Origin of the sequence: Polaromonas sp., from assembly GCF_012927415.1 — a bacterium.
GTDB lineage: Bacteria > Pseudomonadota > Gammaproteobacteria > Burkholderiales > Burkholderiaceae_C > Polaromonas.
The window spans coordinates 1-13,711 of the sequence record NZ_JABBPF010000023.1 but is presented as its reverse complement, the minus strand read 5'-3'; the positions used below and the strand labels follow the sequence as shown (position 1 = coordinate 13,711).

13 protein-coding genes are annotated in these 13,711 nt (G+C 59.5%); 5 read left to right on the top strand and 8 right to left on the bottom strand.

Features of this window, described 5'->3' with window-relative positions; translation table 11 throughout:
• Positions 1-169 precede the first annotated feature (169 nt).
• The 8 genes from HHJ19_RS02335 to HHJ19_RS02300 all read right to left on the bottom strand — a co-directional run bounded on the left by HHJ19_RS02335 (position 170) and on the right by HHJ19_RS02300 (position 8,425).
• Complete coding sequence (locus tag HHJ19_RS02335) at positions 170-400, bottom strand: hypothetical protein (protein ID WP_296903726.1); 231 nt, start codon at positions 398-400, stop codon at positions 170-172.
• Positions 397-1,017, bottom strand: a complete 621-nt coding sequence (gene fdh3B / locus HHJ19_RS02330) for a formate dehydrogenase FDH3 subunit beta (RefSeq protein ID WP_296903725.1) — start codon at positions 1,015-1,017, stop codon at positions 397-399. The genes HHJ19_RS02335 and fdh3B overlap by 4 nt, the downstream gene beginning before the upstream one ends.
• A gap of 54 nt (positions 1,018-1,071) precedes the next feature.
• Positions 1,072-4,047 (bottom strand): formate dehydrogenase subunit alpha, encoded by a 2,976-nt coding sequence (locus tag HHJ19_RS02325; RefSeq protein ID WP_296903724.1) that lies wholly within the window; start codon positions 4,045-4,047, stop codon positions 1,072-1,074.
• A gap of 33 nt (positions 4,048-4,080) precedes the next feature.
• A complete protein-coding gene (locus HHJ19_RS02320) occupies positions 4,081-4,287 on the bottom strand; it encodes a formate dehydrogenase (protein WP_296903723.1) in 207 nt (68 codons plus the stop codon).
• A 201-nt stretch (positions 4,288-4,488) separates the two neighbouring features.
• Positions 4,489-5,109 carry a molecular chaperone TorD family protein gene (locus tag HHJ19_RS02315; protein ID WP_296903722.1) on the bottom strand — a complete coding sequence of 207 codons (621 nt, stop codon included), beginning with the start codon at positions 5,107-5,109 and terminating at the stop codon, positions 4,489-4,491.
• Between the two features lie 5 nt (positions 5,110-5,114).
• The gene (locus HHJ19_RS02310; RefSeq protein WP_296903721.1) at positions 5,115-7,169 is read right to left on the bottom strand and encodes a 4Fe-4S binding protein; all 2,055 of its coding nucleotides are present in this window, start codon (positions 7,167-7,169) and stop codon (positions 5,115-5,117) included.
• A complete protein-coding gene (locus HHJ19_RS02305) occupies positions 7,129-7,845 on the bottom strand; it encodes a DUF3306 domain-containing protein (RefSeq protein WP_296903720.1) in 717 nt (238 codons plus the stop codon). The genes HHJ19_RS02310 and HHJ19_RS02305 overlap by 41 nt, the downstream gene beginning before the upstream one ends.
• The gene (locus tag HHJ19_RS02300; protein ID WP_296903719.1) at positions 7,838-8,425 is read right to left on the bottom strand and encodes a DUF3305 domain-containing protein; all 588 of its coding nucleotides are present in this window, start codon (positions 8,423-8,425) and stop codon (positions 7,838-7,840) included. Before HHJ19_RS02300 ends, HHJ19_RS02305 begins: the two co-directional genes overlap by 8 nt.
• Before the next feature lie 442 nt (positions 8,426-8,867).
• Here HHJ19_RS02300 and HHJ19_RS02295 point away from each other — a divergent pair, with 442 nt between their 5' ends.
• From HHJ19_RS02295 to hutH, 5 genes are all read left to right on the top strand, one after another.
• A complete protein-coding gene (locus tag HHJ19_RS02295; protein WP_296903728.1) occupies positions 8,868-9,830 on the top strand; it encodes an ABC transporter substrate-binding protein in 963 nt (320 codons plus the stop codon).
• A gap of 12 nt (positions 9,831-9,842) precedes the next feature.
• On the top strand, positions 9,843-10,697 hold the full coding sequence (locus HHJ19_RS02290) for an ABC transporter permease (protein ID WP_296903718.1): 855 nt from the start codon (positions 9,843-9,845) through the stop codon (positions 10,695-10,697).
• A complete protein-coding gene (locus tag HHJ19_RS02285; RefSeq protein ID WP_296903727.1) occupies positions 10,697-11,476 on the top strand; it encodes an ABC transporter ATP-binding protein in 780 nt (259 codons plus the stop codon). Before HHJ19_RS02290 ends, HHJ19_RS02285 begins: the two co-directional genes overlap by 1 nt.
• 22 nt (positions 11,477-11,498) lie before the next feature.
• Positions 11,499-12,284, top strand: coding sequence for a histidine utilization repressor (gene hutC / locus HHJ19_RS02280; RefSeq protein ID WP_296903717.1), 786 nt, complete (start codon positions 11,499-11,501; stop codon positions 12,282-12,284).
• A gap of 54 nt (positions 12,285-12,338) precedes the next feature.
• On the top strand, positions 12,339-13,711 hold a 1,373-nt coding region (gene hutH / locus HHJ19_RS02275; protein ID WP_296903716.1), incomplete at its 3' end, for a histidine ammonia-lyase.

The window sequence follows — 13,711 nt, the reverse complement described above, 5'->3', positions numbered from 1 at the left end:
CCCCGGATACCTCCGGTTGCAGCCGGCGCAACCGCGGCGGGTGTCACGACTTCCGAGGCCTGCGCCGATGCCGCGGCCAGCGGCGCAGGCACCTGCGCAAGTGCCAATCCGGCAAGGCCCATTGCTACTAAAAATAGTGCCAAGTGCGCGCGTTTCATACGGATTCCGTTTAGTTTAGCTTGGAGTACTCGTTCTGGGTGCGCTGCGTTCGCGCTTTGAGTCCCTGCTCCCAACTGGTCTTGTCGCCGGGCTTCCAGCCTGGTGCGACGAAACGGTTGTCAGCCCCCTGATACGGTGCCACATCATTTTTCACGCCGCCGAGGGTTTGCGGCTTTTCACCGCAAGCGGCCAATCCCGTCAAGCCGGCAACCAGCGGAACAAGAACAAGCAGTCGCTTCATGATTTGACTCCTGCGGGCGGTTGCCCGGCCTGTTTGGAACCGTAAGCCGTACCCCAACCCCACACCTCGGCGCCCTTGCCGCGCTGCACGACCCGGTTGCGGAAAATGTCAGCGATCACGTCTCCGTCACCTGCCAGCAAGGCCTTGGTGGAACACATTTCGGCGCAGGCCGGCAATTTCCCCTCCGACAGCCGGTTGCGGCCGTATTTTTCAAATTCGGCCTGACTACCATTAACTTCGGGGCCGCCGGCACAGAAGGTGCATTTGTCCATCTTGCCGCGAACGCCAAAGGTGCCGGTCGACGGGAACTGCGGCGCACCAAAAGGACAGGCGTAGGAGCAATAACCGCAACCTATGCAGATGTCCTTGTCGTGCAGCACCACACCCTCATCGGTGCGATAAAAGCAGTTGACTGGACAAACCGCCATGCAGGGCGCATCACTGCAATGCATGCAGGCGACCGAAATCGATTTTTCCCCCGGGACACCGTCGTTAAGCGTGACCACACGACGGCGGTTGACGCCCCACGGAACCTCGTTTTCGTTCTTGCATGCGGTTACACAGCCGTTGCATTCGATGCAACGCTCCGCGTCGCAAACAAATTTCATGCGTGCCATGATGAGTCCTGAGGTTTCGTACTGCAAAAAGTAAAAAGCGTGAAGGCCATGTTTTTATGCCCTCTCAATGCTGCAAACCGTCGTTTTGGTTTCCTGCATCATCGTCACGCTGTCGTAGCCATACGTGGTGCCGGTATTGACCGCTTCACCACGAACCACCGGATTCGCACCCGCCGGGTAATAAGCCAGCATGTCGGCACCCTGCCAGCGTCCCGAAAAGTGGAAGGGCATAAAAACGGTGTCAGGCCCGACCCGTTCAGTGACCAGCGCCTGCACATTCAGCCGTGCCCCGGTCGGCGTGCTGACCCAGGCACGCTCGCCATTGCGTATGCCTTTTTCGGAAGCCACCCTGGGATTGATCTCGACAAACATTTCCTGCTGCAACTCGGCCAGCCAGGGATTGGATCGGGTTTCCTCGCCGCCGCCTTCGTACTCGACCAGCCGGCCGGAAGTCAGAATCAGCGGAAACTTTTCATGCACCTTGTCGGCAATATTTCTGTCCTGGATGGTCTTGTAGAGCGTCGGCAAGCGCCAGAAAGTCTTCTTGTCATCATGCGTCGGGTATTTGGCCACCAAGTCAGGACGAATGCCATAAAGCGGCTCCCGATGCTGCGGAATCGCATCGGGGAAGTTCCACACCACGGCTCTGGCCTTGGCGTTGCCAAAGGGGTAGCAGCCATGGTTTTTCATGACCACGCGGATGATGCCGCCAGATGAGTCGGTTTTCCAGTTTTTACCGCCAGCGGCGGATTTTTCAGGCTCGCTCAACTCATCCCACCAGCCGAGCTTTTTCATCAGAATGTGGTCGAACTCTGGGTAACCGGTGGTGATGTCCGAGCCAAGCGAGTGCGAGCCGTCTTCTGCAAGCAGGTTTTTGCCTTCGCGCTCGACACCGAAATTGGCGCGGAAATTGCCGCCGCCGTTCATGACATGCTTGGAGGTGTCGTAAAGGTTGGCAGTGCCAGGATGTTTCAGTTCCGGTGTGCCCCAGCACGGCCATGGCAGGCCAAAAAAGTCGCCCGTCGTGTCATAGCCGCTTTCCTTGTCCTTGCCGCCCCGGGACTGGAGGGTTTTGGGGTCAAACAGGTGCATGCTGCGCATGTGCGCCTTCAGGCGCTCCGGGCTCTGGCCGGTGTAGCCGATGCTCCAGCAGCTCTTGTTGATCTCGCGCAGGATGTCCTCGGGCATTGGTTCGTTCATGCCCTTGACCTGCTGCATCTTGAAGTTTTTCGACAGCTCTTTGCCAAAGCCCAGCTTGTCGGCGAACTGCTGCATGATCATGTGGTCAGTGCGGCTTTCCCACAGCGGCTCGATGACCCTTTCACGCCACTGCAGCGAACGGTTCGACGACGTGACCGAGCCATTGGTTTCAAACTGCGTGGCTGCCGGCAGCAGATAAACCGCGCGGTTCGGGTTCAGGTCACCAGCCTTGCCGGGCATCGCAGCCATGGCGGCGGTGGCAGATGGATACGGATCGATCACCACCAGCAGATCGAGCATGTCCATCGCGCGTTTCATTTCCAGGCCGCGCGTCAGGGAATTGGGCGCGTGGCCCCAGAAGAAAACGCCGCGCAGGTTTGAGTCCTGATCGATGAATTCGTTTTTTTCCATCACGCCATCGATCCAGCGGGATACGGTGATGCCGGGCTTGCCCATCATGGCGGGCGATGCATAGCGGCCCTGAATCCAGTCAAAGTCAACGCCCCACACTTTGGCAAAATGCTTCCACGAGCCCTGAGTCAGTCCGTAGTAACCCGGCAGCGAGTCGGGGTTGGGGCCGACGTCTGTAGCACCCTGCACATTGTCGTGGCCCCGAAAAATATTGGTACCGCCGCCGCTTTTTCCGATGTTGCCCAGCGCCAGCTGCAAAATACAGGAGGCGCGAACGATGGCGTTGCCGGTGGTGTGCTGCGTCTGACCCATGCACCAGACCAAGGTACTGGGGCGGTTCTGACTCATCATCGTCGCCACATTCAAAACGGTGGCTTCGGGCACGCCGCAGGCTTCCTCGACCTTGTCCGGCGTCCATTTGGCCAAGACCTCTTCCTTGACTTTGTCCATGCCGTAGACGCGATCGTTGATGTACTGGGTATCTTCCCAACCGTTCTTGAAGATATGAAACAGCACGCCGAACAAAAAGGGAATGTCCGAACCCGAACGGAGGCGGACGAACTCATCAGCCTTGGCCGCCGTGCGCGTGAAACGTGGATCGACGACGATCACTTTGCAGCCTTTTTCCTTGGCATGCAGCAGGTGCAGCATGCTAACCGGGTGCGCCTCGGCGGCATTCGAGCCAATGTACAACGCGCACTTACTGTTTTGCAAGTCGTTGAACGAATTGGTCATGGCGCCGTAGCCCCAGGTGTTGGCCACTCCAGCCACCGTGGTCGAGTGGCAGATGCGGGCCTGGTGGTCGCAGTTGTTGCTACCCCAGAAACTCATCCACTTGCGCAAAAGGTAGGCTTGCTCGTTGTTGTGCTTCGACGAGCCCACTACGTATACCGAATCCGGGCCGCTGGCCTTGCGCAGCTCCAGCATGCGCGCGGTAATTTCATTGAGGGCCGTGTCCCAGCTGATGCGCTCGTATTTGCCGGCCACCAGCTTCATCGGGTAGCGCAGGCGGTATTCGCCATGGCCGTGCTCGCGCAGGGCTGCGCCTTTGGCGCAATGCGCGCCGAGATTGATCGGCGAATCGAACACGGGTTCCTGACGCACCCAAACGCCGTTTTCAACCACAGCATCGACCGCACAGCCGACCGAGCAATGCGAGCAGACCGTGCGTTTGACTTCGATTTTTGAACTCCCGTTCACCTCTCCCGGAGCTGCGGCACTGGCCTTTTTGACCAGACTGAGCTGCGAGGCAGCCAGACCTACACCGATGCCAAGTCCGGAGCGCCGCAGAAATGAGCGGCGGTCCATTGTCGGCAAGGCATTGGACAGCCCGCGCGACAAACTCTGCACAAAGCGCGAAGAGCCCTCGCGATGCGCCGGATCGCTGTAAACACCATTATTTTTTTTCGCGAGCAGCATGAAGCTCTCCGTAAGATTAAAAGCGGGAATGAATTAAAGGCGTGCGGTTTTGTAATAACGCTCGACGTGTTCCGAAACGCTGTACCCGCCGCCTTTTTCCGGCACAAGTTTTATGGCCTCCGGTACGGCTTGCGTTTCACGCAAGACTGGAATAGCGACTACGACTGCGGCCGCTGCGCCCGCCGTCGCCGCCCCGAAGAAAAAGCCCCGGCGCGAGTTTTTTGGCTGGATGTCCTGCATTTTTCTTCTCCATGGACCCAATGGGTATGTAACTGGTTTCTTACTGTAAGTCAGAGACCGGTGCACCACTGTGAGTTCCCGGAATCAACCCCAAAAACCAAAGGGAAAACATAAGTAATCTAACGATCGAGGGCGTCTCTGAACATTCTCGATATCCGTATTTAAACCGAAACAACAGACTGGGTGAAAATCAGGATTCGCTCAGTCCAGCATGTCAAACCCTTGCGATTCGATATTCACAAAGGCTTGGGTGAAATCCGCCAGTGAACGGTAAAAACGGGCTTTGGGTTGCCCCGTGATTGCCTGGCACATCGCGGGGACCCAGGGCTGAACATGGCGCGCAAAGAAATCTCGCTGACGTGTCAGGTTGGCAACTTCCACATCGTCACCCGCAATCAGGTAACGCATCACTTCGCATCCATAAGCCACATGGTCTTCTGTTTCCGACATCGCCGCATCGCGCGTCAGGCCCAGTGCCGCGATATCGCTGCGCAAGGCCGCAAGCGGCTTTTCATTGAGAAATCCGCTAAGGTAGTGAGAGCCAAAAAGATAAACTTCCGGCTTGCCTACCCCTCCGAACAGGGTGTCGTACTCGCGTCTTATCTGGTCGGCAGTTTGCTCACGCGCAGCAGCGACCAGTTCGGCCCATGAGCTTTCGAGCAAGGCACCAGCTACTGGCGCCTGGGTGACAGCTACGCGCAGGTTCTCAAGCAGTTCGGCAGACGGTGCCGCGTAATAAAGCGCCGCGAGAAGCCCGTAGACCTCCGCGCGCGCCGTTTCTTCGTCCAGAGTCGAGGCTAGGAGTTGGGCTTGCATGGTCATATGGGCTAGCGGATATCGCTAATATTGAGTTCGTTGTCGGCCGAGTAGATATCGATGACGCGGCAGTCGCCGCACATTTTCAGGCGTTCAGCCGCCGCCCCTTGGAACATGGCATGCCCGGCCAGCTTGCCGAGCATGGATTCAATCGCCCTGAGCGTGCCGAAGGGCTTGCTGCATCGGATGCAGGCATAGGGCTGCATCTCGTTGATTACCACTGCTTCCTTGCGCTGCAGCATCAGGTTGAACCGGGGCACCAGCGAGAGCGCGTTCTCCGGACAGGTCTTGACGCACAGGCCGCACTGAACGCAGTTCTTCTCAATGAATTTCAGCTGCAGGCGCTCGGGGTTGTCCTGCAACGCGCTGGCCGGGCAGGCATTGACGCAGCTCAGGCACAAAGTGCAGGTATCCTTGTTGATGGCAAGCCCACCAATGGGTGAACCGATGGCCGGCAGCGGAATAACTTCAGCCGGCACCGGCGACTGTGCCATCAGGTGATCGAGCGCCAACTCCAGAGTAACGCGCTTTTCCGCCTGTTCGGCGAAGCTCGCCGCCTGCGCCACACCTTGGGCCGGGGCCGCCTGCAAGCGGGCATCGAGTTCCGTCAGATCACGCGCATCCTTCGCTTCAAGAATACGGAAGTGTTCGCCCTGATAGCCCAATCCGGCAAGAATCGCCTGAGCGACTTCCATCTGCTCGCGCAAAGCTTCGCGGTACTGCGGTGCTTCTTCATTCGTCATCAGGACCCAAACTTGCGATGCGCCATAGGCGACAGCCGACAACCAGAGTTCCAGCCCCAGCGAGACCGTATGCCACAAAGACACAGGCAAAACGCGCGCCGGTACGCCGTGCGTGGCAGGATCGAGTCTTGCCATGCGCCCGAGGTCGCCCAACAAACGCGTGCCCGCTTCCTGGCTGTGCAGCAAGAGGGCTGCCTGCTTGCCGCCCACCCTGGCGTAGGTGCTCAGCAAAGTTTTGATCTTGTTGCCCTGTTCTGCCGGTCGTGGATAAGCAAAGGAGATGGCGCCAGTGGGGCAAACCGTCGAACAGGCACCGCAGCCCACGCACAGATTCGGGTTTACCTTGATTTGCTGGCGCGCGCTTTCGCTGCTGATCGCTGAAGCCGAGCAGACGTCGATGCAGGCATTGCAGCCGATCTTTTGGTTGCGGCTGTGGGCACACAGCTTTTGCTTGTAGGAAAAAAATCTGGGCTTTTCAAACTCCCCGATCAGTGAGCGCACATCGAGTAGCACCCGGCTGTCTTTGCCATCCCAAAGAAAATAACCCTGCGGGAGGGCATGTTGCGTAAACGCCGGCGTGAATCGCAGGTCGAGGACAAGATCAAACTTCTCACTCAGCGCTGCCGCTTCTCGGCTGAAGTCAATCGCTCCGGCAATGCCGCAAACCTTGACGCAGTCCCGGTGGGACTTGCACAGGCTCCCATCAATCTGGTAGTCGAAACCGATTGCACCTTCCGGACAGGCGGACAGGCAGGCATTGCAGCGGGTACACAAGTCCAGGTCGATCGGGTTGCTGCTTGTGTACTTCAGCTCGAACGCGCCCAGCCATCCGGCAAGGTGCTGAATTTGTCCGGCCAATACCGGATAGCGCCGCTCCTGCGAGCCGCCGTTACGACCCGCGCCCAGACTGAACAGAGTGACCTCAAGAACATCGGACACCAGTGCTGCAGCACGCTCGGCCGCATCAAGCTCGCCAATGATCAGCAGGCGGCCGGCGCTTTTGAAAGTCACAGTCGGAACCGGCTCAGCGTCCGGCAAAAGAGCCACCGCCAGCATGGCCGCAATTTTCGGGCTCGCGCTGGCAGCATCCTTGCTCCAGCCGCCCATTTCCCTAATATTGACGAATTTGATGACGGACGTAGCGCCGTTCGTCTGCTGCGCCAATTCCGCGAAAAGACGCTTTTCCTGGGTGCAAGCCACCAACACGTCGTCGCCGGATTGAATCGCTTTCTGGAAAGCCCCTGCTTCGCGCCGACAGAGCGCCGAATGCAGGGTCAGATCTTCACGAAGTGCCGCGCCCAGCGTCCTTGGCTGGAGAGGCATAGTCTGATTGCAGTCGCAGATGAGAGTGGGCATGGTCGTGTTCGCTGGCACCGGAATCAGGGGACGGCTCGGGTTGGCTGAGGTGTTGGGGACTGAGGCAGTTCGGACTGTCCAAATTGAAGCCGTTATCGGACTGTGCCACGGTTTCAGGCGTGGGGTTATTTGGGTTATCTGAAAGCAGAGGCGCCGGGCCGCGCAGCATTTGAGCGTCTTCCGTCTTCCCGTTGTCCTCCTCGCTGTCAAAAAACTTCAGCAATTTCGCGCCAACCATTAGCCTGAGCATGGATTCGGGAATCGGGTCGGAGCGCGAATAGTCGTCAATATAAATATCCAGGCCGTCCATCACGTTGTAGTGCGGGTCGGTAAAAAGTTTTTTCATGGCTGCATTGCGCACCTCAGGACCCACATCGCCCCTCATAAAAGGCTTGAAGTCAGAGTCCTTCGTGAGCAGCCTTACATCGTCCAGCGACAGCGCTTTTTCGGCCGTCCCCGCGTCGCCGGCCGTCAACTCGGTACTTTGCTGCGCGGGTTGTACGGGAATGGATGATTTTGTTGCCTCTGCAGTCGCCTGCACCGTTTGGGCAACCAATGCCGGCTCCTCAAGAGGCTTGCCCTGCAATACGCTGGTCTTGCGGCGCGCCCACCGGCCAAGAAATCCCTGGCGTTCCTCAGGCATGACCGCCTCCGCCAAATTTTTTTTCAGTGCTCACGCGCGCCGGGCTGCCAAAGCGATCGACCAAAGGTTTGAAGCTCTGCGGGCGCTGGCGGCGCCTGGCTTCCAATACATGGTGCTTGTCGACAAAATGCTGCAGCCACTGAACCACATCGGGCGGCGCGGGCACCTGCTCAACCGTTTCCTGCGCGTCCAGCCATCTCCCTGCGTCGTGATAGCTCAGCGTCACAATTTGCGGCACGGCCACCGGTTCGTCGGCCAGTGCGGCTTCTTCCTCCATGCGCCAAACTACCCAGAAGCACGGCTGCTGTGTGCTGACGTTGAGGTAGTAACCTTCCGCATCGCCAAAAAAAAGTTCCACCATGAAGCCAGGGTGGAGCCAACGTTCCTCGCGCTCGTCCTTTATCAGCAAGCGTGGCCGGTTGCCAAAACCGGCCTCATGCGGTACGACGTCCGCGAGGGCCCAGCGCCAGGGCTGCCAGGCGTTGTCGATACGTTCGCGGCGCATGACTACGGCTACCGCCACGCACGGACGGCGAACGGCCCCATCCGCCGCGGGGGACTGCGTCGAAAAATCAGACATGCCATCAGTGTAAGGCGCTCCTCATTTCTTCTTTCGCAAGGGTTCCTGGAGCCCCTGTTCTCGACTCGCCGCGCCGCACAATCCCGTGAGCCATCACCAGAGACCGAGATTGACAGACGCTTTTGCCCGGCCATTGGTCGCCACTTTTTCAGGGCAGAGCGCCAGCGTGCAAGCCAAGCGTCCTGAATCCGGGAAACCGGCATATTAATTGCTCCGTTTTTGGCTGGCGTGAGTCAATCTTGTATGGATACCCCAGAAGTGATCGCTGAGCGTGCAGTTACCCGTTTTGATAGCGAACATTCCGCTTTGCACTGATTCAGGGATTAGGGTTATCCTGTATATACAAGTCAGGTCATGCGGCCAAAAATTCTTTCGCCAGGCACTGCCGTGCAGGGGACGTAAGTCCAATCAATTTTTTTACATACCGGAGTACGTGATGGGCATGAAGATTCTGAAGAACGCAGCAACGCTGCTGGCCGTAACTGCTTGCGTCGCGGGTATCAGCAGCCATGCTGCCGCTCAGGAAACGAAACTGACGCTCGGCATGTCAGGCTGGACCGGCTTCGCGCCACTGACGCTGGCCGACAAGAGCGGGATCTTCAAGAAAAACGGCCTCGACGTGGAACTAAAGATGATTCCGCAAAAGGACCGCCATCTGGCCCTGGCCGCTGGCGCCATCCAGTGCGCTGCCACCACAGTCGAAACCCACGTTGCCTGGAATGCCAATGGCGTGCCCATCGTGCAAATATTTCAGATGGACAAGTCGTACGGAGCGGACGGCCTGGCCGTGCGCAACGACGTAAAAGGCTTCGCCGACCTCAAGGGCAAATCCATCGGAGTCAGCGCGCCCGGCACCGCGCCCTATTTCGGGCTGGCCTGGATGCTTAACAAAAACGGCATGACGCTAAAGGATGTGAAGACGGTGTCGCTTGAGCCGCAACCCGCCGCACAGGCCTTCGTTTCGGGGCAGAACGATGCGGCGATGACCTACGAACCTTATCTGTCGATGGTGCGCAGCAATCCACAGGCAGGGAAGATCCTCGCCACCACGCTGGACTACCCCATGGTGATGGATACCGTGGGTTGCGCACCTCCCTGGCTCAAAGCCAACCCCAAGGCAGCGCAAGCACTTGCGAACTCTTACTTCGAGGCGCTTGAAATGATCAAGGCGGACCCTGTCAAGTCGAACGAGATCATGGGCGCGGCCGTCAAGCAGGGTGGCGAGCAATTTGCCAAGTCCGCCGCTTATCTGCGCTGGCAGGACAAGGCCGCCAACCAGAAGTTTTTCGCCGGTGAGCTGACCCAGTTCATGAAGGAATCGGTGCCCATCCTGCTGGAGGCCGGCGTGATACGCAAGGCACCGCAAGACCTCGCAGTGACCTTCGACGCCAGCTTTATCAACTAAAAAACAGCCTTCATGGAATCGACCTCGCTCATTCAAGCCCCGGCGCGCCCGATAGCGGCGGTGGCTGTTCCGCCAAAGCGCAGGCGTCAGGTGTTCGCACCACTTGAACCTGTGCCGCCGCAGACCCGCTGGATGCTGGGCGCCAGTTTCTTTGTGTTGTTTGTGCTGGTATGGGCTGGCTTCACGCTGGGCGGCTTTGTGTCGCCCACCTTTCTTGCCAGCCCGGTCACGATGATCAGGGAAGGCTGGCTGCTATTTACCGAGTACAACTTTATCCACGACATTGGCATGACGGTGTGGCGTGTGGTGGGGGGCTTTGTCATGGCAGCCTTCGTCGCAGTGCCGCTGGGCATCGCGATGGGCGCCTACAAGCCGGTCGAGGCATTCCTGGAACCTTTCGTCTCGTTCTGCCGCTACCTGCCCGCCTCGGCCTTCATTCCACTACTGATCCTTTGGGCCGGCCTGGGTGAAACTCAAAAACTCCTCGTCATCTTTATCGGCTCGGTGTTCCAGATCATCTTGATGGTCGCCGTGATCGTGGGAGGCGCTCGTCGTGATCTGGTGGAAGCCGCCTACACTCTGGGCGCCAACAGCCGCGGCATTGTCTGGCGCGTGTTGATCCCCGGTGCTGCGCCAGCCATTGCCGAGACGCTTCGCCTGGTGCTGGGCTGGGCCTGGACTTACGTGATTGTCGCCGAGCTGATCGGCTCCTCTTCGGGCATCGGCCACATGATTACCGACAGCCAGGCGCTGCTTAACACCGGGCAAATCATCTTTGGAATTATCGTCATCGGCATCATCGGCCTGATCTCCGACCTCGCCTTCAAGGTGCTAAACCGCCGCCTTTTCGCCTGGAGCACGTTGTGATCAATCAATTGTCAATTCGTGGTGTTTCACGCACCTTCACCGGCAACCGGGGTCAAAAGACCGAGGCCCTGCTACCCGTTGATTTTGAAGTGCGTGAGAACGACTTTGTCACCATCCTAGGCCCTTCGGGTTGCGGCAAATCCACGCTATTGCGCATCGTGGCCGGGCTCGACTTTCCCACCAACGGCCAGGTGATGCTCGATGGCCAGACCATTGAGGGGCCAGGCGCTGACAGGGGCGTGGTATTCCAAAGCTACACACTGTTCCCTTGGCTGACGATTGCGCAAAATATCCGGTTCGGCCTGCGTGAGCGCGGAATGAGCGCAGCCGACCAGCAGCAGCGCAGCGAATTCTTCATTGCCAAGGTCGGCCTGCGCGGTTTCGAAAACCATTTTCCGAAGCAGCTCTCGGGCGGCATGCAGCAGCGCACGGCGATTGCGCGCGCACTCGCCAACGATCCCAAGATACTGCTGCTCGACGAACCTTTCGGTGCTCTCGACAACCAGACGCGCGTGCTGATGCAGGAACTGCTGCTGGGCATCTGGGAGTCGGCTCAAAAAACCGTTTTATTCGTGACACACGACATCGACGAGGCCATCTTCATGGCTAACCGCGTCGCGGTGTTCAGCGCCCGGCCCGGCCGCATCAAGACCGAGATTGCTGTCGATTTCCCGCATCCACGCCATTACACAATCAAGACCTCGCCCGAATTCATGGCGCTCAAGGCACGCCTGACCGAAGAGATCCGCGCCGAGTCCATGGCAACGTCCGAGCATTGACGGTTTGCCGGTACCACATGCCATGACATCCGCCCCCCTTCGCCGTCAAGCCGCTGTCGCCCGCAACGCCGCCAGCGTGCACGCTCCCGCGCTCGCGCTTTACGAACAGGTGAAAGAGTTCATCACGCGCAAGATTCAGGATGGCTCCTGGCCCGCCGGTCATCGCCTGCCCTCAGAGCATGAACTGGTCGCCCAATTTGGTATCTCCCGCATGACGGCCAACCGCGCACTGCGCGAACTAGTGGAGCAGGGGCGTGTTGTGCGCCAGGCGGGTGTCGGCAGCTTTGTGGCCGAAAACAAGCCGCAGTCCACCTTGCTGCAGATCGGAAATATCGCGAGCGATATTCGCGCACGCGGTCACGACTACAGCTATCGGCTGATGGCGGCCGAGCGCATCGCGGTATCGTCGGACGTCGCCGTATGGCTGGACCTGCGGACCGGCGAATCAGTCTTTCACAGCCTGTGCCTGCACTATGAAGACGGTATGCCGGTGCAGCTTGAAGACCGTTACGTCAACCCACGCGTGGTGCCAAACTTTCTCGACCAGGATCTCACCTCAACGCCACCCAGCGAATACCTGGTTCGGCACGTGCCCTTTGACCAGATCGAGCATCTGGTGGACGCGGTACTGCCCACGGCCGAGCAGGCCGAGCACCTCAGCATGTCGATCACGGAACCCTGCCTGCTGCTCACGCGCCGCACCTGGACGCGGGCCGTGCCGGTGACCCTGGTGCGTTGCCTGCACCCCGCGTCGCGGTACCGGCTGGGTAGCCGCTTCCGCGCGGACGGCAACCCGACTTCCGGCTAGGCAAACAACACCGTTGCTATTTTCCGCACGTCTTACTTGTACAGACAGGTCTTTATGTCTTTCTTAAAATCTGCTTTATCTGCTTTTTCCGCCGACGTAGCCCTGCTACTCACACCCGGCCTAGTAGACCTTGCGATGCTGCGCCGCGTACACGCTGGCGCCGTACGGCTGTCACTCGACCCTTGCGTGCAGGGCGGCATGACCCAATCGCGGGCTGCGGTGCAGCATATCGTCGAGAACGATGAGGTGGTCTATGGCATCAACACCGGTTTTGGCAAGTTGGCTAGCACTCGCATCCCCAGTCACCAGCTCGCCGAGTTGCAGCGCAACCTGGTTTTGTCACACAGCGTGGGAACCGGTGAACCGCTGGCGGCACCGGTCGTCAGGCTGGTGCTGGCAACCAAAGCCGTGAGCCTGGCGCGCGGACATTCGGGCGTACGCCCCGAGCTCGTCGATGCGCTGCTGGCCCTGTTCAACGCCGGGCTGATGCCCAGCATTCCGGCCAAGGGCTCGGTCGGCGCCTCGGGCGACCTGGCACCGCTAGCGCACATGGCCTGCGTGCTGATTGGCGAAGGGCAAGCCACCACGGCGCACGGCGAACTGGTGAGCGGTGCCGAGGCGATGCGCCGAATCGGCTTAAAGCCCTTCGTGCTCGGCCCCAAGGAAGGGCTGGCACTGCTCAACGGCACCCAGGTATCGACGGCGCTGGCGCTGGTTGGTCTGTTTGGAGCCGAAGACGTGTTTGCTTCAGCGCTGATGTCGGGCGCGCTGTCACTCGAAGCCATTCAGGGCTCGATCAAACCTTTCGATGCCCGCATCCACGCTGCGCGCGGCCAGCCCGGCCAGATCGCGGTCGCTGCCGCCGTGCGCAGCCTGCTCGAGGGCAGCGAGATCGTGCCCTCCCACGCCGACTGCGGCCGCGTGCAGGACCCCTATTCGGTGCGCTGCATTCCGCAGGTAATGGGCGCCTGCCTCGACAACCTCGCGCATGCGGCCCGGGTGTTGCAGATCGAGGCGAATGCGGCGTCGGACAACCCGCTGGTGTTTGCCGACACCGGCGAGGTGATCTCGGGTGGCAACTTTCACGCCGAACCAGTGGCCTTTGCTGCTGACATCATTGCCCTGGCGGTGAGCGAAATCGGCGCCATCGCCGAGCGCCGCATCGCACTGCTGCTCGACACGGGAATTTCGGGTCTGCCGCCGTTCCTGGTGCGCGAGGGCGGCCTCAACTCAGGCTTCATGATTGCGCAGGTCACCGCGGCCGCCCTGGCCTCAGAAAATAAATCGCTGGCGCACCCCGCCAGCGTTGACAGTCTGCCGACCTCTGCCAACCAGGAAGACCACGTGTCGATGGCGACGTTTGCCGCGCGGCGGCTGGGCGAGATGGTCAACAACACGGCAGTGGTGGTGGGCAGCGAAGCGATGGC